Raw genomic sequence first — 23,355 nt, 5'->3', positions numbered from 1 at the left:
AGGGAGGTAGGTGGGGTCAGCGGCGGAGGAGGCGGTGGAACCAGGATCTGCGGGGGATGGGGCGTGACTCCAGCGCCGCCAGGGCCTCGGCAGCCGTGGGGCGGCGCGATGGGGACTCCTCCAGCATCCGATCCACGATCGCGGGCGGGTCGGCGAGGTGGCGCCGGGCGATCACGCCGGCCGCGTAGACGTCGGACGCCGCCGTCATCAGGTCCGGCCGGTCGCGCGACTCCGGCGCCACGTATTGCGCGTCCAGCACGTTGCCCAGCTCGTTGGCCACCGTGTAGGCGCGCGGCCCCGGCTTGGCGTAGTCGAAGCCGGTCAGCATCGCCCGCCCGTCGTCGGTCACCAGCACGCTCGCGGGCGTCAGGGCCCGGTGGACCACCCCGTGGGCGTGCGCGTGCGCCAGCCCGGCCAGCATGTCGCGCACCACGCCGACGTGGACCCGCCGGCGCAGGTGCAGCGCCTCGCCGTGGACGTCGTCGAGCACCAGCACGAAGCGGCTCTCGTCGTCGATGGCGAAGAAGTCGCGGGGGCGCACCACGTTGGGGTGCGGCGGGATGCGGGCCAGCGACTGGTAGGCGTTGGCGATGCGCTGCAGCTCGGCGGCGCGCGAGGCGGCGTCGGCCAGCGGGTCGGCCTGGTAGACGCGCAGCAGGACGGTCTCGCTGCCGGGCAGCGTGGCGTTGAAGGCGCGGTATTCGGTCACCCTGGCGTCGCCGCCGAGCTGCTCCTCGACCTCCCAGTGCCCGTACCGCGGCGCCGCGTTGCTGCTCCGCACCATCGCGTTGAGCGCGTCGAGGATCCACCCGCGGTACGGCGAGGCGTCCCGGGTGCACCCGCGGCGGACGCGCGAGGGGTCCTGCAGCGCCGGGATCAGCGCGTCGAGGCCGACCACGTTGGCCCTGTCGCGCCCGTCGGGGTCGACCAGCTCGGCGTCGGGCGCGGTCAGCACCACCAGGCTGTCGACGTAGACCCGTTCGAGCTCCTTGTGCTTGTCGACGAGCAGCCCCTTGATGGCGCGGGCCGTGCCTCTGAGCTTCATGGCCGGGGAGCCGAAGGCCGGGCTGCGTGAGGGGAACCAGCGCATGCCGGAGACCTCGATGCGGCCGCGCGTGCCCTTGACGTCGATCACCACGAGCGAGTGGCCGGTCACGACCAGCAGGTCGACCTCGAAGACGTCGTCGCGGCGCGGCACCTCCACGTTGTGCAGCAGCAGCCAGTCGGCCGGCGCGTGGTCGCGCAGGTACGCGATGACCCGCCGTTCGGCGTCGTTGACCGGACGTCCACCGCCGACGATCTCTGCCATGGGGCCATCTTCCCATCGAATAGCATTGACAACATGCTGTCGATGTGACATCATACTGTCATGAGCGAGAAGATCTACCACGCGGTGTACGACACGATGGCCGACTGGGAGACGGGCCACGCCACGGCCCACATCCGCAACGGCCTCTACCAGAAGGACCCGGGGCGCTACGAGATCGTCACGGTGGGCCTCACCACCGAGCCGGTCGTCACGATGGGCGGCCTGCGCATCACCCCCGACGTCGCGCTCGACGACGTCCGCCCCGAGGACGCGCGGATGCTGATCCTCCCCGGCGCCTCGCTGTGGGACGCGGGCGAGGAGCTGGCCCCGTTCGCCCGCAAGGCGCGGGAGTTCCTGGAGGCGGGCGTGCCGGTGGCCGCGATCTGCGGGGCCACGGCCGGGCTGGCCAGGGAGGGCGTGTTCGACTCGCGCCGCCACACCAGCGCGGCGCTGCCGTACCTGCAGATGCAGCAGGGGTACGGCGGAGCCGGCAACTACGTCGAGGCGCCCGCGGTCGCGGACGGCCGGCTGATCACGGCGGGGCCTGTCGACCCGGTCGACTTCGCCCGTGAGATCTTCGCCGAGCTCGACCTCTACACCCCCGAGGTGCTCGACGCCTGGCACAGGCTGTTCAAGCACGGCGACGCCGGCGCGTTCGAGGTGCTGATGGCGGCGTCATGAGCGCGAGCCTGCTGTCGGAGGCCGCGCTCGCGGTCTTCCGGCTCAACGGCCAGTTCCTCGACGTGGCCGAGGGGCTGGCCAAGCCGGCCGGGATCACCGCCGCGTGGTGGCAGGTGCTCGGCGTCGTGCTGGCCGAGCCGCTGCCGGTGGCAGGCATCGCGCGCAGGATGGGCATGACGCGGCAGGGCGTGCAGCGCATCGCGGACCTGCTCGTCGACAAGGGCCTGTGCGAGTACCGGCCCAATCCGGCGCACCGCAGGGCCAAGCTGCTGCAGCCCACGCCGGAGGGACGCGCCGCGGTCGAGAAGATCGTGCCTGGTCACGCGGCGTTCGCCGCCCGCCTCGCGGAGGAGCTGGGCGAGGCGGAGTTCCGCGAGATCGTCGCCGCGCTCAAGCGCCTGTCGGCCGCGCTCGACCGGCTCGCAGAGTAGGGGGCACGGGGTCGCGGGGCTCGCGCACCCCGGCGTCCCCGCCGGGGTCGTGGCGTACCCACACGGTCACCGGGTCCCACCGTTTCACCAGCACGCCGGGCGCCGGGTGCTGCTCGACCACGATCCCGTGCATCACGGGCTCGGGGCTGTCGGGATCGGGCCCGACCAGGAGCACGCCGGCGTCGTGGCCGGCCAGCCAGGCGTTCAGCGCCTGCATGCCGCGGAAGTCGGGAACCTTGGGCAGTTCGTCGTCACCTCGATCGCAATGGTACCTCGAAGGGCGGAAATTCCCGATACACGGATGTATCCGATACATTCGTGTATGTGAGCCGAACGACCAGAAGGCGTGCCCAGACGCGCGAGCGGCTGCTCGACGCCGCGCTGGAGGTCTTCGCCGAGGTGGGCTTCGGCCGGTCCACCGTCGAGCAGGTCTGCGACCGCGCGGGCTACACCCGCGGCGCCTTCTACTCCAACTTCACCTCGCTCGACGAGCTGTTCCTGGCCATGTGGGAGCAGCGCTCGCGGGCCATGCTGGCCGGCGTGCGCGCGATGGCCGAGCAGGCGGCCCAGGCCGACGTGCGGAACGTGCGCGACGTGGTCGAGCACGTGCTGCGGGCGGTCCCGCTGGAGGACGCCTGGTACCGCGTGACGGCCGAGTTCACCGCCCACGCGCTGCGCAACCCGTCGCTGCGCCGCGTCATGGTGGCCCGCGAGGAGGCGATCCGGGCCGCGATCACGCCGGTCGTCGAGGGGCTGCTGCGCCGCGTCGGCCGCAGCGTCCCCGACCCCGTGGCGCTGGGCCAGGCGCTGGTCGCCGTGCACGACGGCACCGCCGTCCAGTGCCTCATGGAACCGGCCGACCCGGAGGTACGGCGGCGCCGGCTGGACTTGTTCGTGCAGGTCGTGATGGCTTACAGCGAGGAAGGACGATCGTGAGCGACACCCCGGACGTCATCGTCGTCGGCGCGGGCCTGGCCGGTCTCGTGGCCACCTACGAGCTGGCCAGGGCCGGGCGCAGGGTGCTGGTGGTCGAGCAGGAGAACCGTAACAACCTGGGCGGGCAGGCGTTCTGGTCGCTGGGCGGGCTCTTCCTCGTCGACACGCCCGAACAGCGCAGGCTCGGCGTCAAGGACTCCTACGAGCTGGCCCTGCAGGACTGGATGGGCTCGGCGGGCTTCGACCGCGACCGCGAGGACCACTGGGCCCGCCAGTGGGCGCGGGCCTACGTGCGGTTCGCGGCCACCGAGAAGCGCGGCTACCTGCACGCGCTGGGCCTGCGCCTCACCCCGCTGGTCGGCTGGGCCGAGCGCGGCGGCGGCGCCGCCGACGGCCACGGCAACTCGGTGCCGCGCTTCCACCTCACCTGGGGCACCGGCCCCGAGGTGGTCAGGGTGTTCGCCGGGCCGGTGCTGGCCGCCGAACGGCGCGGCCTGGTCGCCTTCCGCTTCCGCCACCAGGTCGACGAGCTGGTCGTCGAGGACGGCGCCGTGGTCGGGGTGCGCGGCAGCGTCCTGGAGCCCACCGACCTGCCGCGCGGCAAGGCGTCCCCGCGCGGCAAGGTGGGGGAGTTCGAGCTGCGGGCCAAGGCGGTGGTCGTCACCTCCGGCGGGGTCGGCCACAACCACGACCTCATCCGGCGCAACTGGCCGGTCGAACGGCTCGGGCCGTGCCCGCGCACGATGATCTCCGGCGTGCCCGCCCACGTCGACGGGCGCATGCTGGAGATCGCCGAGCGGGCCGGCGGCAACGTCGTCAACCGCGACCGGATGTGGCACTACACCGAGGGCCTGCACAACTGGGACCCGATCTGGCCGGACCACGCCATCCGCATCATCCCCGGCCCCTCGTCGATGTGGTTCGACGCGACCGGCAGGCGCCTGCCCCCGCCGAACTTCCCCGGCTTCGACACCAACGCCACCATGAGGGCCATCCTGGGCACCGGCTACGACTACTCCTGGTTCGTGCTCACCCAGACGATCATCGAGAAGGAGTTCGCGCTGTCCGGCTCCGAGCAGAACCCGGACATCACCGGCAAGAACCTCAGGCTGCTGCTGGAGAGCCGCCGCGCGAAGGGCGCCCCCGGACCCGTCGAGGCGTTCAAGCGGCACGGCGTCGACTTCGTCGTCGCCCGCACGCCGGCGGAGCTGGTGAAGGGCATGAACAAGCTCTCGCGCGGGCCCGAGCTGGACGCCGCCGAGCTTGAGCGCCAGATCGTCGCGCGGGACCGCGCGGTGGTCAACGGGTACGCCAAGGACGCCCAGGTCATGGCCATCCACAACGCCCGCCGGTTCCTCGGCGACCGGATCGTCCGGGTCGCCAAGCCGCACCGCATCCTCGACCCCGCGCACGGGCCGCTCATCGCCGTGCGGCTGAACGTCTTGACCCGCAAGACGCTCGGCGGCCTGCAGACCAACCTGGACTCGCAGGTGATGCGGCCCGACGGCACGCCGATGCCCGGCCTGTACGCCGCGGGCGAGGTGGCCGGCTTCGGCGGCGGCGGGGTCCACGGCTACAACGCGCTGGAGGGCACGTTCCTGGGCGGCTGCATCTTCTCCGGCCGGGCCGCGGGCCGGGCGCTGGCTCGCGCCCTGCGTTAGAGCCCGCCGGCTGCTTCAGAGCGCCCGCCGGGCGGCTTCCAGGGTGGCGCGGAACTGGCCCTCCAGCCGGGTGACACCCAGATCGGAGAGGGCCTCCAGCGCGGGTTCCATGAGCTCGACGGCTTCGCCGGGACGCCCGAGGGCCAGCAGGGCGGTGGCCTCGAAGGCGGCCGACAGGTGCTCCCCGCGCCGGTCGCCCAGCTTGACGAAGCGCTCGCGGGCGTCGCGGGCCAGCCGCACGGCGTCGGCGTGCCGGCCCTCCGCCACCGCGACCCGCGCCATCAGATTGGCCAGCCAGGCGCCGCCGTACGGATCCTCCCTGTCATCCACCAGCTCTCTCGCCCGCCGGTCCACGAGCGACAGGACGTCGGCGAGCTCGCGGATCGTCGACGCCTGGGCGGGCAGCGCTCCGCTCGCCACGGCGGCGCGGACGGCCGCCTCGGCCAGCGGCAGCGCGGCCTGCGCGGCTCCCCGGGTCGCGTAGCAGAAGGCGAGCGCGCCGAGGGTGTAGGCCAGCTCCATCGTGGCGCCGAGCCGCTCGAACGCCGCGGCGCACTCCTCCAGCCCCTCGGCGGCCTCCGCGAGCCGCCCCAGACCGATCAGACCGGCGGACCTGTTGTACTCCGACCGCCAGGCGAGCAGCTCCTCGCCGCCCTTCGACGCGGCGTCGCGGATCATCTCGTGGAGCGCGGCCACGCGCTCCCGGCCGATGAAGACGTCCAGGGTCGGTATGGCCCGCTGGGCCAGGGCGTACGCCTCGGCGAGCCAGCCGTGCTCGCAGGCGCGCTCGAGTGCGGCGACCAGATGGGCGCGTTCGGCGACGAACCAGGACACGGGGTCCCCGGACAGGGCGGCCAGCTCGTCGGCGGGAAGCCCGCAGGTGACGCCACCGGGGAGCGGCATGGGTGGCAGGTCGTCGATGGACCACGAGGAGCCGGCCCAGCACCGGTCGGCGATCACCAGCAGCGTGTCGAGGTGGGCGCGCAGCGCGGCGCGGATGTGGGCGGGGTCGTCCCTCCGCAGCAGCTCGCGGGCGTAGACGGCCAGCAGGTCGTGCAGCCGGTAGCGCGGCTCCCCGGTCACGTCCACGCCGGCCGGAAGCAGCAGGCTGGCCTCCAGCAGCCGCTCGACGAGCCGGTCGCCGTCGCCCCCGGCCAGGACGCCGGCCGTCCACGCCGCGAAGTCGCCCGCGCCCAGCAGGCCCAGCCGCCGGAAGGCCGTCTGCGCCTGCGGGTCCAGAGCGGCGTAGCTCAGCTCGAAGCTGGAGCGCACCGCCAGGTCGTCCACCGCCAGCTCGTCCAGCCGCCGCCGCTCGTCGCGCAGCCTGCGGGCGAACCGCGCCAGCGGCATGTGGGGGCGGGTGGCCAGCCGTACGCCGACGATCCGCAGCGCGAGCGGCAGGCCGCCCAGGCTCGCGCCGACGTCGTCGGCCGCGTCGGCCTCGTGGCTGACCCGCTCGTGCCCGACCAGCCGGCCCAGCAGCTCCACCGACTCCGCCGGGGTGAGGGGCGCGAGCCGTACCGAGGCGGCCCCGGCCAGGCCGCCGAGCGTCCGGCGGCCGGTGGCGAGCACCGCGCACCCGGGCCGGCCGGGCAGCAGCGGGCGGAGCTGGGCCGCGTCGCTCACGTCGTCGAACAGCAGCAGGACCCGCCGGTCGGCCAGGCGCCGCCCGCAGGGCGGCGGCGCGCTGCTCCAGGCCGTCGGGGATGGCCGAGCGGTCCATGCCGGAGGTGTGCAGCAGGTCGGCGAGCACGTCGGCGGGGTCGCGCGGGCCGGGGTCCGCGCCGCCGAGGCGCGCGTACCACTGCCCGTCGGGGAAGTGGTCCCGCAGCCGGTGGGCGACCTTGACGGCCCGCTGGGCATGGGCTGGGGCCCGGCGGTCAACTCCAACGAGTAGGCCGCGTACGGCCGAGCCGTACCCGTGAGGCGGCGGCCACGGATGGGATCGCGCGGGCGCCTCGGCTGCCCGTGGATGTCGGGGGGCTCATCCGCGGCCGCCGTCTCGCGTCAGTAGTAGCCGGTGCGGCCGTCGGCGAGCTCCCGGACGGCGTCGAGGTGACCGGCGTGCCGGGCCGTCTCCTCGATCATGTGGATGAGGATCCACCGCAGGCTCGCGGCGGCCGCTTTGAGGTCGGGATGGCGGCCGACGTCGTCGAGGGAGTGCGCCTCGACGATCTCGTTGGACCTCGCGCACTGCCGGTCGTAGTCCTCCAGCAGCCGGGCGAGCGGGACCCCGTCGACCCTCATGTCGGCGCCCTTGGGCTCCTCCCGGAACTGGGGGTTGGCCTCGGACGACCCGCCGAGGAAGACGACCTCGAACCAGCAGTGCTCGGTCCAGCGCATGTGGGACACGAGCCCCGCCGCGGTCATGAGCGGGGAGGAGGGCAGGACCGGGCGGTGGGCGTCCTCCTCGGACAGGCCCTCGCACTTCCAGTGGATGATCGAGCGCTGGAGGTCCAGCCAGCCGAGCAGCTGGGTGCGCTCGTCGGCCGTGAAGGGCGGGCGTACTCGCGAAGGGGGCATGGGTCTGGACATTAGGTGCGGGCCGGGAGGCGCCGCATCGGGTTTTCCTGCCGTGATCCTTTGCGAGCGGGGGATTGTCCCGTCGGTGACGGCGTGTACACGATGACGCGTATGACGTCCTCTGTCGAGATCCGGGCTGCTGGGGAGGTTCAGATGAACGCTCCTGACCTGCACAACCGCGCCATGCGGGAGTTCGCGGCCCGGGTCCACGCCGTCGGCCCCGAGCAGTGGACGCTGCCCACGCCCTGCCTGGACTGGAACGTGCGCACCCTGGTCAACCACATCGTCAGCGAGAACCTGTGGGCCCCGCCGCTGTTCGCCGGGCTCACCGTCGCGGACGTCGGCGACGCCCTCGACGGCGACCTGCTCGGCGACGACCCGGTCAAGGCCTTCGACGACTCCGCCGCCCGCGCCGTGGCCGCCGTCCAGGCGGAGGGGGCGATGGACCGCATCGTGCACCTGTCGTTCGGCGACGTGCCCGGCTCGGAGTACGCGATGCAGCTGTTCGCCGACCTGCTCGTGCACGCCTGGGACCTGGCCGAGGCCATCGGCGCCGACCGGCGGCTCGACCCCGAGCTCGTCGAGGCGTGCTCGGCCTGGTTCGCCGGGCAGGAGGAGGCCTACCGGTCGGCGGGCGCCATAGGGCCGCGCCTCGACGTGCCCCCGGACGCCGACTCGCAGGCCAAGCTGCTCGCGGCCTTCGGCCGCCGTGCCTGACCGCGCCGTGGCCGGCAGGGTCTCCGGTCAGACCGTCAGCGGCACCGGGTGGATCTCGTCGGCCGGGTGTCCCGCGCGCTGGTGGATCCGCTGGACGGCGTCCGCGTCCGGCGCCTCGGACAGGCAGAAGACCACACCCGCGTCCGGGTCCGCCCACGCATGCTCGAAGGTGACCCCCTCCTCCTGCTGGATCTCCAGGTCGGCGTCGTGCGCCTGACGGAGCTGCTCGTCGGTGATGCCCACCATGCCGCGATGGACGTCTATGAACTTGGCCATGGCTGCCTCCTCCGAGGGCTGAGCCGGACCATCTCAGCGTAGATCGACATATGGTGATAAACACCCAATTTCCTGTCAAAAGGGATATTTATCGGCAGGGATATTTGTCGGCGGAGGGCTCAGGTCGGCATCGGGCGGCGGACGGCGGCGAAGAGGCGGGCGAGGGTGGCCGAGCGGCCGCCCGAGGCGTCCTGCGGCGCGACGGCGGCGACGCCCTCGGCCAGCCAGTCGTCCCAGCGGGGGCGTTCCGCCGGGTCGAGGCGGCCGTGGGCCTGGGCCAGGTCCAGGATCGTCGTGCCGATCTCCCAGGCCATGGAGCCGCCGTTGGGCCGGAAGCGGCTGCCGATGACGCCGAGGTGGACCACCCGGGCGGTGGCGCCCGCGACGGCGAGGGAGATGTTGAGGTGGGCCTCCACGCCGAAGCCGGCGGGCAACGGCTCCCGCAGCAGGGACCGGCGGATCGCCCGGTAGCCGGTGAGCGAGTTGGCGCCCAGGTGCCCGGTCTCGGGGAAGAACCTGGCGGCCAGCGGCTCGTAGACGGTGAACGTGGAGCTCAGGATCGTCCCCGGGTAGTCGTACTCGAAGTCGCCGACCACGTGGTCCGCGTCGCCGGACACAGCGGCGGCGCGCAGCGCGGCGGGCACGTTGAGCTCGGAGGAGACCAGGTCGGCGTCGAGGAAGCACACCCACTCGGTGGAGGTCGCGCCGAGGGCCGCGTTCATCGCCGCGCCCTTGCCCTTGGGGCCGCGCAGCACCTCGGCCCCGGCCTGGGCGGCTCGCTCCGCCGTACGGTCGCCCGACGCGCTGTCGACCACCAGCACCCTGTCACCGGGCCCGGCGGCGGCGCGGGCCTGGGCGACGGCGGTGGCGACGGTGTCTTCCTCGTTGTGCGCTGGGATGACGAACGTGATCACCAAGCGATCTTAGGAGGGCAGCCGGGAGACGATCGCGGTGAGGGCCCGGCCCAGCGGGGCGTCGAACCTCACCAGCGCCTCGCCGTCGCCCCGCGTCGGCCCGCGGTTGACGATCGCGACCGGGACGCCGAGCGCGGCGGCGTGCCGGACGAACCGGTAGCCGGACATGACCGTCAGCGAGGAGCCCAGGACCAGCAGCAGGCCGGCCTTCTCGGTGAGCGCGTAGCATTCGTCCACCCGCTGCCGCGGCACGTTCTCACCGAAGAAGATCACGTCGGGCTTGAGGACGCCGTCGCAGTCGCGGCAGCTCACGACCCGGAAGGACGCGATCCAGCGGTCGTCGAGGACGGCGTCGCCGTCGGGGTTGACCTCGCTGTCGGGGTTCCAGCCGGGGTTGGCCTCGCGGAGCCGACGGTCCAGCTCCTCGCGGGAGCTGCGGCGTCCGCAGCCGAGGCAGCGGACCCGGTCGAGCGCGCCGTGCAACTCGATGACGTCGCGCGCGCCGGCCGCCTGGTGCAGGCCGTCGACGTTCTGCGTGATCACGCCGCTGAGGAGGCCGCGGGCCTGCAGGGCGGCCACGGCGTGGTGCCCGGCGTTGGGGACGGCCCGGGCGATGTGGCGCCAGCCGATGTGGCTGCGCGCCCAGTACCGCCTGCGGGCCGGGGCGCTGGAGACGAAGGTCTGGTACGTCATCGGCGTGGCCCGCCGCCTGCGCCCGGTCTCTCCCCGGTAATCGGGGATGCCGGACTCCGTCGACAGGCCAGCGCCGCTGAGGACCACCACGTCCCCGTCCGCCACCAGGTCGGCCAGCGTGTCCGCCAGCTCCTCGAACCCCGGCTCGTGAGCCGTCCTCGTCATGCCTCCATGGTGCAGGACGCCTCCTCGTCCTCGCGCGGCTACTTGTCCTTGCGCAGAGCCCTCTTGACGTCCTCGACGGCGTCCTTGACGTGCTCGCCGGCCTGCCGTACGGCGCCGCCGGCCCGCTCGGTGCGGCCCTCGGCCCTCAGGCTCTCGTCGTCGGAGGCGTCGCCGGCGCGCTCCTTGAGCTTGCCCTTGATCTCTTCCACTTTATTTCTGATCTTGTCGTCGGCACCCATGGCCCTCCTCCTTGCCTCGGCCTTCCTTCTGTCCTGGGGCGTCGGCGTCAAACGCCCCGGCAGGCCGCTTGCAAGAACGGCGATGCGCCGCCCGGAGCGGGCGGCGCATCGCGAGGTGCCTGCTACGCCCTGGGGTGGACCGGGGTCCTCCCGCCCGAGGCCTTGTCGAACGTGGCGGCCTCCGTGGGCTCCGGCGTCGTCCGCGGCGTGGTCTCCATCTCCATCTGCGCCTGCGGTGTCATCTCCTCCATGCGCAGGGCGACTCCCAGCGCGAACAGGGTCGGCGCCCACTCGCCCACGAAGATGCCCCACCGGTCGGCGCGGTCCATGCCCGCCTTCTCGAGGTTCTTCGAGGCGGCCCAGGACGCGATGGAGACGCCGATGGAGGCGAAGCCCGCGGCGTACATGTGGCTGGAACGGATGCCCATCCGCTGCAGTAGCTTGATCATTGTTTCCCCCTCTGTGGTTCGACGCCTGCCCTACCCATTTGCCGGACATGTGACTCGTTCGCGCAGCCCATGACACTGCCAAGGCCGTCAGCCGCTCCTTCGACGAGCGGCTGGCCGAGGCGATCGGCATCCGGGGCGCCACGCTCACCCACCACCTCAACGCCATGGAGGCGCAGGGGCTACTCCCCTCGCGCCGCCGCGCCCAGGCGGCGGGCGCCCTCGGCCAGCTCGGCCGGGTCCGCCGCCGCGGCGAAGCCGACGCGGAGGAAGGCGCCCGGCGCCTCGGCGGCGAAGAAGTCCTCGCCCGGGTCGACGGCCACGCCGTACCGCCGAGCCGTCTCTGCCGCGTCCTCGGCGCGGCCGGTCCGCACCCACAGGTGGAGGCCTCCGGAGGGGATCCGCTCCACCCGCCAGCCCGGCGCCTCCAGCGCGAGGGCGGCGGCCAGCGCGGCGCAGCGCTCCCGCAGGGCGGCGGCCAGGGCGCGCAGGTGGCGGTCCCACGCGGGGCTGCTGACCAGCTCGATCGCGGCCTCCTGCAAGGGGCGGGCGACGAAGAAGTCGTCGACCATCCGCATCGCGCGCAGCCGGGCCATGACCGGGCCCCGGGCGACGAGGGCGCCGATGCGCAGGCTCGGCGAGGCGGGCTTGGTGAGGGAGGTCAGGTAGACGACGGTGCCGTCGCGGTCGTCGGCCACGAGCGGGGGCGGCAGCGGCGCGCCGTGGCCGAGCAGGCGGGCGAAGTCGTCTTCCAGCACGAAGGCGCCGTTGGCCCTGGCGACCTCCACGACCTGGCGGCGGCGCTCGTGGGCGAGGGTCGCACCGGTGGGGTTGTGGCAGGTCGGCTGGCAGTACAGCAGCCGGGCGCCGGTCATGGCGAAGGCCTCGGCCAGCAGGTCGGGCCGGATGCCGTCGCCGTCCGCCGGGACCGGCACCGGCCGCAGCCCCGCCGCCCGCGCCGCGCTCAGCGCGCCGGGGTACGTCGGCGACTCCACCAGCACGGGGCTGCCCGGCGCGGCGATCGCGCGGAAGGCCATCGACAGCGCGCCCTGCCCGCCACCGGTGACGAGCACGTCGTCGGGGGCCACGCCGGGACCGGCCAGCCGGGCGAAGACGGCGCGCAGGGGAGCGAGGCCGGCCGCCGGCGCGCGGTCCCAGGCGTCTGGGCGGCGCGAGGCACGGGCCAGGGCGGCGGCCAGCGCCTTGGTCGGCTGGAGCGAGCGGTGCAGGTAGCCGCCGGACATGATGATCGCGCCGGGCGGCGGCGGGCCGAGCAGGTGGCTCACCCGCGCCGTGTCCACGCTGCGGTCGCCCAGCGTCACGGCCTGCCAGGAGGTGTCGGCCGGGGTGTCGCCGGGCCGCGCCCGGCGCGGCGCGACGAAGGTGCCGCTTCCGGGGCGCGTCACCACCGCGCCCTCCGCCGCGAGCAGCGCGAAGGCGCGCGTCACCGTCACCGGGCTGACGCCGTGCCGGCGCACGAGGTCGCGCACGCTGGGCAGGCGGTCGCCCGGGGCCATCCCCGCGATCTCGGCGCGCAGGCTCGTGACAAGCGCCTCGATAATGCTACTCTCATACATGAGAGGTCAGAGTAACGCTTTCGCCTTCACCGAGGAAACGCTTCGCGCGCTGCGCGCCGACGCCCCCGGCTGCGAGTCGGTGATCCACTTCAACAACGCCGGCTGCGGCATGATCCCCCGGCCCGCGCTGCGGGCCATGATCGAGCACCTGGAGCTGGAGGCCGCGATCGGCGGCTACGAGGCCGCCGCGGCCCGCGCCGACCGGGTCCGCGACTTCTACGCCGCGATCGCGGAGCTCATCGGCTGCGCGCCGCGCAACGTCGCGTTCGCCGCCAGCGCCACCCACGCCTACAGCAAGGCGCTGTCGGCCATCCCCTTCGAGCCGGGCGACGTCATCCTGACCACGCGCAACGACTTCGTCTCCAACCAGATCGCGTTCCTGTCCCTGCGCAGGCGGCACGGCGTGCGGATCGTCCACGCGCCCGACCACCCCGACGGCACGGGCGTCGACGTGGCGGCCATGGCCGGGCTCATGCGGTCCCTGCGGCCACGCCTGGTCGCCGCCACGCACGTGCCCACCAACTCCGGGCTCGTCCAGCCCGTCGCGGAGATCGGCCGCCACTGCCGCGAGCTGGACCTGCTCTACCTCGTGGACGCCTGCCAGTCGGCCGGGCAGTACCCGATCGACGTCGACGAGATCGGCTGCGACCTGCTCACCGCCACGTGCCGCAAGTTCCTGCGCGGGCCGCGCGCCTCGGGCTTCCTGTACGTCTCCGACCGCGTGCTGGGCGAGGGTTACGAGCCGCTGTTCATCGACATGTACGGCGCGCGCTGGGTGGGCCCCGGCCGCTACGCCCCCGCCGAGACCGCCGCGCGGTTCGAGGAGTGGGAGTTCCCCTACGCCACGCTCATCGGCTCCGCGCAGGCCGTCCGATACGCGCTGCGGGTCGGCCTGGAGCCCGTCTCCCGGCGCACCCCCGCCCTGGCCGCCCGCCTGCGCGAGCGGCTGGCCGCCGTCCCCGGGGTCCGCGTGCTGGACCGAGGCCGCGAGCTGGCGGCGCTGGTGACCTTCGACGTCGAGGGCTGGCAGGCCCAGCCGTTCAAGCAGGCCATGGACGCCCGCGGCGTCAACTCGGCGCTGAGCTTCCGCGAGTTCGCCGTCTACGACTTCGCCGACAAGGACGTGGAGTGGGCGCTGCGCCTGTCGCCGCACTACTACAACACCGAGCAGGAAGTCGACGAGGTCGCCGAGGCGGTCGCCGAGCTGGCCGAGCAGGTGCGCGTTTAGACGGCGCCGCTCCGGGGAGCGCGGACAACCATGAGCGACGCAGCGGTTTCCCGGCCCGGCTACGACCGCGTGGCCATCGTCACCGGCGCGGACTCCGGCATCGGCAAGGCCACCGCCGTGGAGCTGGCGGAGCGGGGCTTCGACGTAGGGATCACCTTCCATGCCGACCAGGCCGGGGCCGAGGACACCGCCCGGCTGGTCGGCGGGCGCGGGCGGCGGGCCGCCGTGCGCCGCCACGACCTGACCGACCCGGAGAAGGCCGCGGCCGTGATCGACGAGCTGGCCGAGGAGCTGGGCGGCGTCGGCGTCCTGGTCAACAACGCCGGCACCGGCAGCGGCGAGCCGCTGCTGGAGATGGACTTCCAGCGGTGGCGCTCGGTCCTGGCGGTGGACCTGGACGGCCCGTTCCTGTGCGCGCAGCGGGCGGCGCGGCGCATGGCAGCCGCCGGGCGGGGCGGCCGCATCGTCAACGTCACCAGCGTGCACGAGGAGTTCCCCCGGATCGGGGCCGGGCCGTACTGCGCCGCGAAGGGCGGGCTGCGCATGCTCAGCCGCGTGCTCGCGCTGGAGCTGGCCGAGCACGGCATCACGGTGAACACGATCGCCCCCGGGGAGATCGCCACGCCGATGACCGGGCAGGAGGACCGGCCGCCGGAGCCGGGCAGCCGGCCGGGCTACCCGATCGCCAGGCCCGGCGACGCCCGCGAGGTCGCCGCGGCGGTGGCCTTCCTCGCCGGGCCGTCGGCCTCCTACATCACGGGCGCGACGCTGTTCGTGGACGGCGGCCTGACGCTCATGGGCCCGCAGGCCGGGGGCGCGCTGACCGGCGGCGACTGGCGGCAGGGCTGATCACCCGGGACGCCAGCGCACCAGCACCACCGTGGCGTCGTCCTGCAGGTGGCCGCGCTGGTACTCGATGAGGGCGCGGATGAGCCGGCGCAGCATCTCCGAGACCGGCAGCGTGGTCGCCCAGCTGCGCAGCACCAGGTCCCACAGCCGCTCGACGCCGAACTGCTCGCCCTCCCGCGAGCGGGCCTCGGTGACGCCGTCGGTGTAGAAGAGCACCATGTCGCCCTCCTCCAGGCGCTCCTCGTACACGGGGGCGGGCACGTCGTCGCCGAGCCCGAGCGGCAGCCGGGGCGGCCGGCCCAGCTGCTTGATCGCCCTGCCGCCGCGGATCACGACGGGCGGCGGATGCCCGCAGTTGATCCACGTGAGCACCCCCGTGGACACGTCCAGGTCGGCCAGGACCGCGGTCATGAAGCGGCCGGTGCCGAACTGGTCCCTGATCGCCCGGTCGGCCTTGCGGGCGATGTCCCGCAGGGTGCCGCAGGCGCGGCGGGCGTTGCGGCAGCTGGCCATGCCGACGCTCGCGATGAGCCCGGCCTCCAGGTCGTGGCCCATGGCGTCGAAGACCGACACGTGCAGCCGGTCGTGGATCAGCGTGTAGTCGAAGGCGTCGCCGCCGACCTCGTAGGCCGGTTCCAGCACGGCGCTGACCGACACCTTGTCGGTGGCGAACGTCAGCGGCGGCATGAACGCCCACTCCATCTCCGCCGTCAGCGACATGGGCCGCCGTCTGCGGGTCTGGGGGTAGGTGTCGCTGTAGGTGCTCTTGCTCACCAGCAGGAGGGCGAGCAGGGAGGCCAGCGTCGCGCACCGCTCGCGGGTGTGCTCGTCGGCCCTGGCCAGCGCCAGCTCGAGCACCCCGAGGCGTTCGACGCCGTCCACGAGCGGCAGCCACAGCCACGTCCTGCCCTCGACGACCCGGTCGGTGACACGCAGGGTCCGGTAGCTGAGCCCGGCCAGGGTGCCGTCGATCGACAGCGGCTCGCCCTCGGCCCCGACCGGCACCAGCACCTCCTGCCGCAGGTCGGACAGGTAGATCCGCACGTGCTCGACGCCCCAGCCCGCGACGTGCCGGGCCGTGACGGCGGCGATCTCGTCCGGCGGCATCCGGTGGGAGGCGGCCAGCAGGCGGCTCAGCACTTCCTCACCCAGGCTCACGCTGTCCATGGCTCAGAGTCCTCACGTGGGGACTACCCGGCGTGCTCCAGGGCCACTCACGGAAGACGAGCCGGAGTCCCCGCACCACCACTCGCAGCAAGGAGTTCGCCGGCGCTGAAAGTTTCACCTTCCGCCGGGCGTTTGGGCTGGTCCGGCCGCCGCGGTGGCGCGCGGCCGTACTCCTTCGCCCGCGCAGTGCCTATGGTGACCGATGGGAGCGCTCCCAGTCGTTGCCCGCGCCCGAGGGGGTCACCGTGCGTCTCACCCTGTTGCCCGCGTTATCCGTGTTGTCCGCCTCCCTCCTGCTGGCCGGAGTCCTCGCGGCGCCCGCGTCCGCCGCCGGCGCGGCTCCGCCGTACCAGGACCCGGCCCTGCCCGTCGCCACCCGCGTGAGCGACCTGATGTCGCGCATGTCGCTCGACGAGAAGATCGGCCAGATGACCCAGGCCGAGCGCGGCTCCGTCTCGGCCTCCGACATCACGGCCTATCGCCTCGGCTCGGTCCTGTCCGGCGGCGGTTCGGCGCCCTCGCCCAACACCGCCGCGTCGTGGGCGGACATGTACGACACCTTCCAGCGGGCCGCGCTGGCCACGCCGCTCGGCATCCCGATGATCTACGGGGTCGACGCCGTCCACGGCCACAACAACGTGGTCGGCGCGACCGTCTTCCCCCACAACATCGGCCTGGGCGCCACCCGCGACCCGGCCCTGGTCCAGCGGATCGGCCGCGTCACCGCCGAGGAGGTCGCGGGCACCGGCGTCGACTGGACCTTCGCGCCCTGCCTGTGCGTGGCGCGCAACGACCGCTGGGGCCGCACCTACGAGTCCTTCGGCGAGACGCCCGAGATCCCCTCGGCGATGACCTCGATCATCACCGGCCTGCAGGAGGGATCCCCGTCGATCCTGGCCACCGCCAAGCACTACCTCGGCGACGGCGGCACGACCAACGGCGTCGATCAGGGCGACACCCGGCTGTCGGAGGCCGAGCTGCGGGCCATCCACCTGCCGCCGTTCAAGGCCGCGGTCGAGCGCGGCGTCGGCTCGGTGATGATCTCCTACAGCAGCTGGAACGGCGTCAAGCTGCACGGCCACCAGTACCTCATCAGCACCGTGCTGAAGGGCGAGCTGGGCTTCACCGGGTTCGTGGTGTCGGACTGGAACGGCATCGACCAGATCGACGGCGCCACCGGCATGTCGGCGACCGACGTGCGCACCGCCGTCAACGCCGGCATCGACATGGTGATGGCGCCGACCGCCTGGAAGCAGTTCATCGAGCTGCTGCGCGCCGAGGTCCAGGCCGGGCGCGTCCCCATGAGCAGGATCGACGACGCGGTCAGGCGCATCCTCACCAAGAAGTTCGAGCTGGGGCTGTTCGAGAAACCCCTGACCGACCGGACGCTCACCGGCACGGTCGGCAGCGCGGCACACCGGGCGCTGGCCCGCGAGGCGGTCGCCAAGTCGCAGGTGCTGCTCAAGAACGACGGCGGCCTCCTGCCGCTCAGCCCCGACGCGGGCAAGATCTTCGTGGCGGGCCGGCACGCCGACAACATCGGCTACCAGAGCGGCGGCTGGACCGTCACCTGGCAGGGCGGCTCGGGCCCGACCACCCCGGGCACGACGATCCTGCAGGGCATCAGGAACACCGTCGCCTCCGGCACCACGGTCACCTACAGCCAGAACGGCAGCGGCATCGACGGCAGCTACAAGGTCGCCGTCGCGGTCGTCGGCGAGACCCCCTACGCCGAGGGCCAGGGCGACCGTCCCGGGTCGATGAGCCTGGACCCGGCCGACGTCGCCACGATCGACACGCTGCGCGCCTCCGGCGTGCCGGTCGTGGTGGTGCTGGTCTCCGGCCGCCCCCTGGACATCGCCGGCCGGCTTCCCGGCTGGAACGCGCTGGTGGCCGCCTGGCTGCCGGGCACCGAGGGCCAGGGGGTCGCCGACGTGCTGTTCGGCAGGGTCCAGCCCACCGGCAAGCTGCCCATGACCTGGATGGCCGCCGCGTCCCAGCAGCCGATCAACGACGGCGACGGCAAGACCCCGCTGTTCCCGCTGGGGTACGGCCTGACCTACCAGCCCCGCGAGGACGACACCACCCCGCCGGGCACGCCCGGCACGCTCACCGCCACCGGCGTCACCGCCTCCAGCGTCTCGCTGTCGTGGGGTGCCTCCACCGACACCGGCGGCAGCGGCCTGGCCGGCTACGACGTCCTGCGCGCGCCCGGCTCGAGCGGCGGCGCCTTCGCGCAGGTCGGCACCGCCGCGGGCACGTCGTTCACCGACACCGGCCTGACCGCGGACACCACCTACCGCTACCAGGTGCGCGCCCGCGATGGCGCCGGCAACCTCTCCCCGGTGTCCAACACCGTCACCGTCACCACCCGCGGCGACGGAACCGGCGGCGGCTGCACGGCCACCGCCACCGTGCAGAGCCAGTGGGGCAACGGCTACGTCGTCCAGCCGGTCACCGTGAAGAACACCGGCGCGTCGGCGATCGGCGGCTGGACGGTGACGTTCACGCTCCCGGCCGGGCATGTCATCACCGGCTCCTGGAACGCCCAGCTGTCCGTCGACGGCCGGACCGTCACGGCGAGGAACCTCGGCTGGAACGGCGCCCTGGCGCCGAACGCGAGCACGACGTTCGGCTTCCAGGCCAGTCGCCCCGACGGGTCCTCCCTGCCCTCCGGCTACGCCTGCGCGGCTGGCTAGCACCGGCGGCGTCACCGCCGCCCGGCCGGTCAGAGCAGCTCGCCCAGGAGCGCTGCGGCGCTTGCCGCCCCGTCGGCGGGCAGGCCGGGGACGAACGAGCGCATCTCCAGGCCGGGCGGCACGTGCGGGTCCGCAGGGTCGATGCGGGCCCCCGTCCGGCATCGGCAGGCAGCCGACGAAGTCCGTCAGCCACGCGTAGGATAGGCGCTTGAGCTCGGATCCTCGTGCAGGAAGTGGTCCGCCTCCCTCACGGGCGCGCTTCGTCCACCGTGCCGAACGGACTCTCCGCCTCCAGACCAGGGGTCTGATCGCCTCCGGGTCACGGGGCGCGCCGGCGTCGCGAGGACCTCACAGCAGGAGACCTCGGCCACAGACATCCTCTGGCGGTAGTCGCGGAAGGTCTGGATCTCGCCGTCGGCGCGGCACGGCTCCCACTCGTCCGCTTCAAGCTCGGTGTAGGGCATGCCTCTGTGCTCGGTCTCGCCATGCCAGCCACCGCGACGGCCCAGCAGCGGAGGAGGCCGGCCGAGGCGCGCACGATGAGCAGCCTGCCCTGCCGCGCCACCCCGGTGCGCCGGTCGTCCTCCTCGGGCCGCCACCTCCGCCACCGGTCGCGGTCCTCCAGCCTGGCGCGCCGCTCGGCCATGGTCAGATCCAAGCCCCACGTGTGCCATCGGACGGTTCCGAACTCCCCTTGTGGTACGGCGAGCCACCGGCTCAATCGGCGGGCCGTGCGCGCGGGGAGGCGGGTCAGGTCCGCGGGCACCGGCGCGATGAGGTCGCCCGGTTCGGCGTCGAACGGATTGGGGTCGATGAAACGCCTGTCGATGACCACGACTGCCGGGCCTGAGCGTGATCACGCGGTAGTCCCGGCCGCCGGCTTGTCGATTAGTGGTAGGCGTCCCGGGAATGGGCCGGAAGAGAGGGACAAAAGATGACATAGCGGATTAATCAGTATGAAACGTAATATCGGAGGGAGTATGTGGTGGCAAGCGAACCTTTCGGCCACTTCGGGGCCAGCCCGTTCGACGACCTCATCAACCGGTTCTTCGGCGGCGATCCGTTCGCCGGGATGAGCCCGCGGCGGCCCGTGCAACGCGTGGACCTGTCCCGGCTGCTGTCGCAGCAGGCGCGCGAGCTCATCCAGCACGCCGCCGAGCAGGCGGCCCGGTGGGGGAGCCCCGACCTGGACACCGAGCACCTGCTGTGGGCGGCCACCCAGCTGCCGGCCACCCGCCGGCTGCTGGAGCGCCTGGGCGGCGACCCCGACCGGATCGCCGCGGACATGGAGCAGACCGGCGGCCACGGCGAGCCCGCCGAGGAGGCGCCGCCGCTCACGCCCGCGGCCAAGCGCGCGCTGCTGGAGGCCCACACCCAGGCACGGGCGGCGGGCGCCAGCTATATCGGCCCCGAGCACATCCTGCTGGGGCTGGCCGCCAACCCCGACACCGTGGCCGGGCAGGTCCTGCGCCAGCTGGCCGGCCAGGAGACGCTGGCCGGAGGCGGCGGCGAGCGGCCCGTTCGCACGGCCAGCGCCACCCCGACGCTCGACCAGTACGGGCGCGACCTGACCGCCGCGGCCCGCGAGGGCAAGCTCGACCCGGTGGTGGGCCGCGAGGAGGAGATCGACCAGACCATCGAGGTGCTGTCGCGGCGCACCAAGAACAACCCGGTTCTCATCGGTGATCCCGGCGTGGGCAAGACCGCCATCGTCGAGGGCATCGCCCAGCGCATCGTCAACAACGACGTCCCCGACACCCTGGCCGACCGGCGCGTGGTCGCCGTCGACCTGGCCGGCATGGTCGCCGGGTCCAAGTACCGGGGCGAGTTCGAGGAGCGGCTGAAGAACGTCATCGACGAGGTCCGCGGCGCCGAGGGCAAGGTGATCCTGTTCATCGACGAGCTGCACACCATCGTCGGCGCCGGCGCGGGCGGGGACTCCTCGATGGACGCCGGCAACATGCTCAAGCCGGCCCTGGCTCGCGGCGAGCTGAACGTCATCGGCGCCACCACGATCGACGAGTACCGCACCAACATCGAGAAGGACTCGGCGCTGGAGCGGCGCTTCCAGCCGATCCTGGTTCCCGAGCCGAGCGTCGAGGACACGGTGGCGATCCTGCGCGGCCTGCGCGATCGGTACGAGGCCCACCACCAGGTGCGCATCTCCGACGAGGCGCTGCTGGCCGCCGCCGAGCTGTCCGACCGCTACATCACCGCCCGTTTCCTGCCCGACAAGGCCATCGACCTCGTCGATCAGGCGTCGGCCCGGGTACGGCTGCGCGCCCGCACGCCGGCGCCGGACACCAGGGAGCTCGAGGAGCGGGTGGCCGCGCTGCGCAGAGAGAAGGACAGCGCCGTGGCCGCCGAGGACTACGACCGCGCCGCGCACCTCAAATCCCTGATCGAGGCGGCCGAGCGGGAGCTCGACGAGGCCCGGTCGGCGGCCGCCGTCGGCGGGGTGCCCCAGGTGACCGCGGCCGACGTCGCCGAGGTGGTCGCCCGAGCCACCGGCATCCCGGTCGCGCAGCTCACCGAGGAGGAGAAGGATCGCCTGCTGCGGCTGGAGGAGCATCTGCACCGGCGGATCGTCGGCCAGGATGAGGCGGTGGGCGCGGTGGCCCGGGCGGTGCGGCGGGCCCGCGCCGGCATGGCCGACCCCCGGCGCCCCGACGGCTCCTTCCTGTTCCTCGGCCCCACCGGGGTCGGCAAGACCGAGCTGGCCCGCGCACTCGCCGAGGCGCTGTTCGGCGACCAGGACCGCATGGTCCGCTTCGACATGAGCGAGTTCCAGGAGCGCCACACCGTCTCCCGGCTGGTCGGCGCCCCGCCCGGCTACGTCGGCTACGAGGAGGCCGGCCAGCTCACCGAGGCGGTACGGCGGACGCCGTACTGCGTGCTGCTCTTCGACGAGATCGAGAAGGCCCACCCGGACGTCTTCAACATGCTGCTGCAGCTGCTGGACGACGGCCGGCTCACCGACAGCCAGGGCCGCACCGTGGACTTCTCCAACACGGTCGTCATCATGACCAGCAACGTGGGCGCGGACCGCATCCTGGCGGCCACGGCGGCCGGCCGCGACGTCGAGGAGCTGCGCGAGGAGCTGATGGACCTGCTCGGGCAGCGCTTCCGGCCCGAGTTCCTCAACCGCATCGACGAGATCATCCTGTTCCAGGGCCTGGACCGGCGGCAGCTGCGGGAGATCACGGCTCTGCTGGTGGAGCGGACCCGCCGCCGGCTGCACGCCCAGGACGTCACGCTCGACATCGGCGACGAGGTCCTGGACTACCTGGCGAATCAGGGCTACCAGCCGCAGTTCGGCGCCCGCCCGCTGCGCCGCACGATCCAGCGCCTGCTCGACGACGAGCTGGCCGAGCTGCTGCTCGGCGGCGCCATCAAGCCCGGTGACACGATCCATGTGACGGTGGAGGACGGCGCCATCCGCATCACCGCGACGCGGCCCGGCGAGGGCACCGACCGCTCCGCCGTCCAGGAGCGGGCGCCGGCCGGTTAGCTCACGGCGGCCACCGGGTCGCCCACGCGGAGGCGGCCCGGCGCCCGGGGGACGAGGCGGATGCCGTACCACGTCTTGCCGTCCCACTTGCGGTGCCGGGCCAGCGTCCGCAGCGGCTCCTTGCCCTTGACCTGGGTGTCGGGGTCGATGGTGGTGACCGCGCAGCGGTCGCACAGCTCCGAGACGCGGAAGGGCACCGAGCCGATCCGCACCTCCCGCCAGCCGTCCTCCTCGAACGGCTCGGCGCCCTCGACGATGACGTTCGGGCGGAAGCGCAGGGGCGACAGCGGGCCGGGCGGGTCCTCGCCGTGCGAGGCGGCCTCCTCGGCGATCCACCCGTCCAGGACGCGCGCCGAGGACCGGGAGGTGAGCAGCAGCGGCGCGTCCCAGGCGAAGCTGACCACCTCGCCCGGCAGCCCGCCGTGCGCCGGGTCGATCGACCGGCGGCGCGGGTCGTCCAGCCACACGAGCCTGGCGGGCCGCCCCAGCAGGGCGGTGAACCATGCGTGCGCCGCGTCGGCGGCGAGCACCGCCCGGTCCAGGCCCGTGAAGCCCACCGGGGTGAGCTCGCCGGCGGCGGGCGGCACCGTCAGGTCGTCCATCCCGCGCGCGGACAGCAGCAGGCCGCCCTCGGGCGTCGGCCGGGCCGCGACCGAGGCCAGCCGGGGCAACTCGCCCAGCCAGAGGTTGCCGCCGTCCTCGCCGATCACCGCCCACCGCCGGTCGCCGTCCAGCCCCCAGGGGTGGAGGTCCGCCTCGGGTACGGCCAGCCCGGCGCCGGACTTGAGCGGGTAGACGATGATCTGGGCGATGTGCATGGCGGCACCTTATCCGGTTAAGTCTGGAAGCGCTCCCAAATTACCCGGGCGCCATGCGGCCGGGACCCGCCGACGCTTGGACGTCGCGCCGCGGGCCTTCCGGCCGTCACGGGATCGAGACGACCACGTGGATGAGGGGATCGTTGCCGGTCGCGCGGAGCGTGTAGCGGTAGCGGCTGCCCGACCGCGGCACGCCCTCGGCGTCCACGTAGTCCCACGACACCTCGGCGTCGACGATCCGGTCCGTCACCCGGGTCGTCGCGGTGACCGTCGGGCGGGCGGCGACCAGGCCCTGGGCGCGATAGCGCTCGGCGGCCCCCTCGAAGGCGGCCTTCACGTCGGCCTCGCCCGCCACCGCCACCGCGACGTCGTCGCCGAGGATGAAGGACGGGTAGCCGTAGCATCCGGCGATGCCGTCGAGGTCGCCCCGCGTGAGGGCTTCGCCGTACCTCGAGAAGAAGTCTTCGATCTCCATGGGCCCGACCCTAGGCTGGAGTCGCCGACAGGCCGGTGTC

Annotated in this window: 23 protein-coding genes; 10 read left to right on the top strand and 13 right to left on the bottom strand. The window is 73.4% G+C overall.

What is annotated here, in order from left to right; translation table 11 throughout:
* Positions 1-16 precede the first annotated feature (16 nt).
* Positions 17-1,309, bottom strand: coding sequence for an NERD domain-containing protein kinase family protein (locus tag BSB02_RS11475; protein ID WP_084958729.1), 1,293 nt, complete (start codon positions 1,307-1,309; stop codon positions 17-19).
* A gap of 60 nt (positions 1,310-1,369) precedes the next feature.
* Here BSB02_RS11475 and BSB02_RS11470 point away from each other — a divergent pair, with 60 nt between their 5' ends.
* Both BSB02_RS11470 and BSB02_RS11465 read left to right on the top strand, forming a co-directional pair.
* Positions 1,370-1,990 (top strand): type 1 glutamine amidotransferase family protein, encoded by a 621-nt coding sequence (locus tag BSB02_RS11470; RefSeq protein ID WP_084958728.1) that lies wholly within the window; start codon positions 1,370-1,372, stop codon positions 1,988-1,990.
* On the top strand, positions 1,987-2,421 hold the full coding sequence (locus BSB02_RS11465; RefSeq protein WP_084958727.1) for a MarR family winged helix-turn-helix transcriptional regulator: 435 nt from the start codon (positions 1,987-1,989) through the stop codon (positions 2,419-2,421). The genes BSB02_RS11470 and BSB02_RS11465 overlap by 4 nt, the downstream gene beginning before the upstream one ends.
* Here the strand turns inward: BSB02_RS11465 and BSB02_RS11460 are convergent.
* Positions 2,381-2,638: a PASTA domain-containing protein gene (locus BSB02_RS11460; RefSeq protein ID WP_084958726.1), complete on the bottom strand. Its 258-nt coding sequence runs from the start codon at positions 2,636-2,638 to the stop codon at positions 2,381-2,383. The genes BSB02_RS11465 and BSB02_RS11460 overlap by 41 nt on opposite strands.
* 107 nt (positions 2,639-2,745) lie before the next feature.
* Between BSB02_RS11460 and BSB02_RS11455 the strand changes: the two genes are divergently transcribed.
* Both BSB02_RS11455 and BSB02_RS11450 read left to right on the top strand, forming a co-directional pair.
* Entirely contained in the window at positions 2,746-3,357 is a 612-nt protein-coding gene (locus BSB02_RS11455; RefSeq protein ID WP_206184631.1) for a TetR/AcrR family transcriptional regulator, read from the top strand.
* Positions 3,351-5,018, top strand: coding sequence for an FAD-binding dehydrogenase (locus BSB02_RS11450; protein WP_206184643.1), 1,668 nt, complete (start codon positions 3,351-3,353; stop codon positions 5,016-5,018). The genes BSB02_RS11455 and BSB02_RS11450 overlap by 7 nt, the downstream gene beginning before the upstream one ends.
* Before the next feature lie 15 nt (positions 5,019-5,033).
* On the opposite strand, the gene BSB02_RS11445 is transcribed toward BSB02_RS11450, so the two are convergent.
* On the bottom strand, positions 5,034-6,644 hold the full coding sequence (locus tag BSB02_RS11445) for a hypothetical protein (RefSeq protein WP_158088604.1): 1,611 nt from the start codon (positions 6,642-6,644) through the stop codon (positions 5,034-5,036).
* 106 nt (positions 6,645-6,750) lie between these two features.
* On the opposite strand from BSB02_RS11445, the gene BSB02_RS40540 reads away from it, so the two are divergent.
* Entirely contained in the window at positions 6,751-6,915 is a 165-nt protein-coding gene (locus tag BSB02_RS40540) for a hypothetical protein (protein WP_158088603.1), read from the top strand.
* Between the two features lie 110 nt (positions 6,916-7,025).
* Here the strand turns inward: BSB02_RS40540 and BSB02_RS11440 are convergent, their stop codons facing one another.
* A complete protein-coding gene (locus tag BSB02_RS11440; protein WP_084958850.1) occupies positions 7,026-7,541 on the bottom strand; it encodes a DinB family protein in 516 nt (171 codons plus the stop codon).
* 153 nt (positions 7,542-7,694) lie between these two features.
* On the opposite strand from BSB02_RS11440, the gene BSB02_RS11435 reads away from it, so the two are divergent.
* Positions 7,695-8,258 (top strand): TIGR03086 family metal-binding protein, encoded by a 564-nt coding sequence (locus BSB02_RS11435; RefSeq protein ID WP_084958722.1) that lies wholly within the window; start codon positions 7,695-7,697, stop codon positions 8,256-8,258.
* A gap of 27 nt (positions 8,259-8,285) precedes the next feature.
* Here BSB02_RS11435 and BSB02_RS11430 read toward each other — a convergent pair whose 3' ends face one another.
* The 6 genes from BSB02_RS11430 to BSB02_RS11405 form a co-directional block, all read right to left on the bottom strand.
* A complete protein-coding gene (locus BSB02_RS11430; protein WP_084958721.1) occupies positions 8,286-8,534 on the bottom strand; it encodes an SCO4226 family nickel-binding protein in 249 nt (82 codons plus the stop codon).
* A 119-nt stretch (positions 8,535-8,653) separates the two neighbouring features.
* Positions 8,654-9,448, bottom strand: coding sequence for a glycosyltransferase family 2 protein (locus BSB02_RS11425; RefSeq protein ID WP_158088602.1), 795 nt, complete (start codon positions 9,446-9,448; stop codon positions 8,654-8,656).
* A gap of 9 nt (positions 9,449-9,457) precedes the next feature.
* Positions 9,458-10,306, bottom strand: coding sequence for an NAD-dependent protein deacetylase (locus BSB02_RS11420; protein ID WP_084958719.1), 849 nt, complete (start codon positions 10,304-10,306; stop codon positions 9,458-9,460).
* A 38-nt stretch (positions 10,307-10,344) separates the two neighbouring features.
* Positions 10,345-10,545 (bottom strand): CsbD family protein, encoded by a 201-nt coding sequence (locus BSB02_RS11415; RefSeq protein ID WP_084958718.1) that lies wholly within the window; start codon positions 10,543-10,545, stop codon positions 10,345-10,347.
* Positions 10,546-10,667: 122 nt separating this feature from the next.
* Positions 10,668-10,994, bottom strand: coding sequence for a hypothetical protein (locus tag BSB02_RS11410; RefSeq protein ID WP_084958717.1), 327 nt, complete (start codon positions 10,992-10,994; stop codon positions 10,668-10,670).
* A gap of 179 nt (positions 10,995-11,173) precedes the next feature.
* Positions 11,174-12,568 (bottom strand): aminotransferase-like domain-containing protein, encoded by a 1,395-nt coding sequence (locus tag BSB02_RS11405; RefSeq protein ID WP_084958716.1) that lies wholly within the window; start codon positions 12,566-12,568, stop codon positions 11,174-11,176.
* On the opposite strand from BSB02_RS11405, the gene BSB02_RS11400 reads away from it, so the two are divergent.
* Positions 12,567-13,796: an aminotransferase class V-fold PLP-dependent enzyme gene (locus BSB02_RS11400; protein ID WP_084958715.1), complete on the top strand. Its 1,230-nt coding sequence runs from the start codon at positions 12,567-12,569 to the stop codon at positions 13,794-13,796. The genes BSB02_RS11405 and BSB02_RS11400 overlap by 2 nt on opposite strands.
* Positions 13,797-13,826: 30 nt before the next feature.
* Positions 13,827-14,645: an SDR family oxidoreductase gene (locus BSB02_RS11395; RefSeq protein WP_084958714.1), complete on the top strand. Its 819-nt coding sequence runs from the start codon at positions 13,827-13,829 to the stop codon at positions 14,643-14,645.
* Here the strand turns inward: BSB02_RS11395 and BSB02_RS11390 are convergent, their stop codons facing one another.
* Positions 14,646-15,812 carry a PP2C family protein-serine/threonine phosphatase gene (locus BSB02_RS11390; protein ID WP_084958713.1) on the bottom strand — a complete coding sequence of 389 codons (1,167 nt, stop codon included), beginning with the start codon at positions 15,810-15,812 and terminating at the stop codon, positions 14,646-14,648. It lies immediately after the preceding gene.
* A gap of 245 nt (positions 15,813-16,057) precedes the next feature.
* Here BSB02_RS11390 and BSB02_RS11385 point away from each other — a divergent pair, with 245 nt between their 5' ends.
* Together BSB02_RS11385 and BSB02_RS11375 are read left to right on the top strand one after the other, a co-directional pair.
* Positions 16,058-18,511, top strand: coding sequence for a glycoside hydrolase family 3 N-terminal domain-containing protein (locus BSB02_RS11385; protein ID WP_143590494.1), 2,454 nt, complete (start codon positions 16,058-16,060; stop codon positions 18,509-18,511).
* A 985-nt stretch (positions 18,512-19,496) separates the two neighbouring features.
* Entirely contained in the window at positions 19,497-22,022 is a 2,526-nt protein-coding gene (locus BSB02_RS11375; RefSeq protein WP_169729385.1) for an ATP-dependent Clp protease ATP-binding subunit, read from the top strand.
* On the opposite strand, the gene BSB02_RS11370 is transcribed toward BSB02_RS11375, so the two are convergent.
* Entirely contained in the window at positions 22,019-22,840 is an 822-nt protein-coding gene (locus BSB02_RS11370) for an MOSC domain-containing protein (protein ID WP_084958711.1), read from the bottom strand. The two genes, BSB02_RS11375 and BSB02_RS11370, sit on opposite strands and share 4 nt — an antisense overlap.
* A gap of 106 nt (positions 22,841-22,946) precedes the next feature.
* On the bottom strand, positions 22,947-23,315 hold the full coding sequence (locus BSB02_RS11365) for a hypothetical protein (protein WP_084958710.1): 369 nt from the start codon (positions 23,313-23,315) through the stop codon (positions 22,947-22,949).
* Between the last annotated feature and the right edge of the window lie 40 nt (positions 23,316-23,355).

The organism is Thermoactinospora rubra, from assembly GCF_002093975.1.
GTDB classification, from domain to species: Bacteria; Actinomycetota; Actinomycetes; order Streptosporangiales; family Streptosporangiaceae; genus Nonomuraea; species Nonomuraea rubra_A.
Note: the sequence above shows the minus strand (reverse complement) of the source record. Positions and strands in the feature narration are given on the sequence as shown.

Excerpts from the sequence above, each read along its gene's own strand:
- BSB02_RS11475 (WP_084958729.1), bottom strand. The coding sequence starts at position 1,309 with ATGGCAGAGATCGTCGGCGGTGGACGTCCGGTCAACGACGCCGAACGG.
- BSB02_RS11470 (WP_084958728.1), top strand. The coding sequence starts at position 1,370 with ATGAGCGAGAAGATCTACCACGCGGTGTACGACACGATGGCCGACTGG.
- BSB02_RS11465 (WP_084958727.1), top strand. The coding sequence starts at position 1,987 with ATGAGCGCGAGCCTGCTGTCGGAGGCCGCGCTCGCGGTCTTCCGGCTC.
- BSB02_RS11460 (WP_084958726.1), bottom strand. The coding sequence starts at position 2,638 with ATGCAGGCGCTGAACGCCTGGCTGGCCGGCCACGACGCCGGCGTGCTC.
- BSB02_RS11440 (WP_084958850.1), bottom strand. The coding sequence starts at position 7,541 with ATGCCCCCTTCGCGAGTACGCCCGCCCTTCACGGCCGACGAGCGCACC.
- BSB02_RS11435 (WP_084958722.1), top strand. The coding sequence starts at position 7,695 with ATGAACGCTCCTGACCTGCACAACCGCGCCATGCGGGAGTTCGCGGCC.
- BSB02_RS11430 (WP_084958721.1), bottom strand. The coding sequence starts at position 8,534 with ATGGCCAAGTTCATAGACGTCCATCGCGGCATGGTGGGCATCACCGAC.
- BSB02_RS11420 (WP_084958719.1), bottom strand. The coding sequence starts at position 10,306 with ATGACGAGGACGGCTCACGAGCCGGGGTTCGAGGAGCTGGCGGACACG.
- BSB02_RS11415 (WP_084958718.1), bottom strand. The coding sequence starts at position 10,545 with ATGGGTGCCGACGACAAGATCAGAAATAAAGTGGAAGAGATCAAGGGC.
- BSB02_RS11410 (WP_084958717.1), bottom strand. The coding sequence starts at position 10,994 with ATGATCAAGCTACTGCAGCGGATGGGCATCCGTTCCAGCCACATGTAC.
- BSB02_RS11400 (WP_084958715.1), top strand. The coding sequence starts at position 12,567 with ATGAGAGGTCAGAGTAACGCTTTCGCCTTCACCGAGGAAACGCTTCGC.
- BSB02_RS11405 (WP_084958716.1), bottom strand. The coding sequence starts at position 12,568 with ATGTATGAGAGTAGCATTATCGAGGCGCTTGTCACGAGCCTGCGCGCC.
- BSB02_RS11395 (WP_084958714.1), top strand. The coding sequence starts at position 13,827 with ATGAGCGACGCAGCGGTTTCCCGGCCCGGCTACGACCGCGTGGCCATC.
- BSB02_RS11390 (WP_084958713.1), bottom strand. The coding sequence starts at position 15,812 with ATGGACAGCGTGAGCCTGGGTGAGGAAGTGCTGAGCCGCCTGCTGGCC.
- BSB02_RS11370 (WP_084958711.1), bottom strand. The coding sequence starts at position 22,840 with ATGCACATCGCCCAGATCATCGTCTACCCGCTCAAGTCCGGCGCCGGG.
- BSB02_RS11365 (WP_084958710.1), bottom strand. The coding sequence starts at position 23,315 with ATGGAGATCGAAGACTTCTTCTCGAGGTACGGCGAAGCCCTCACGCGG.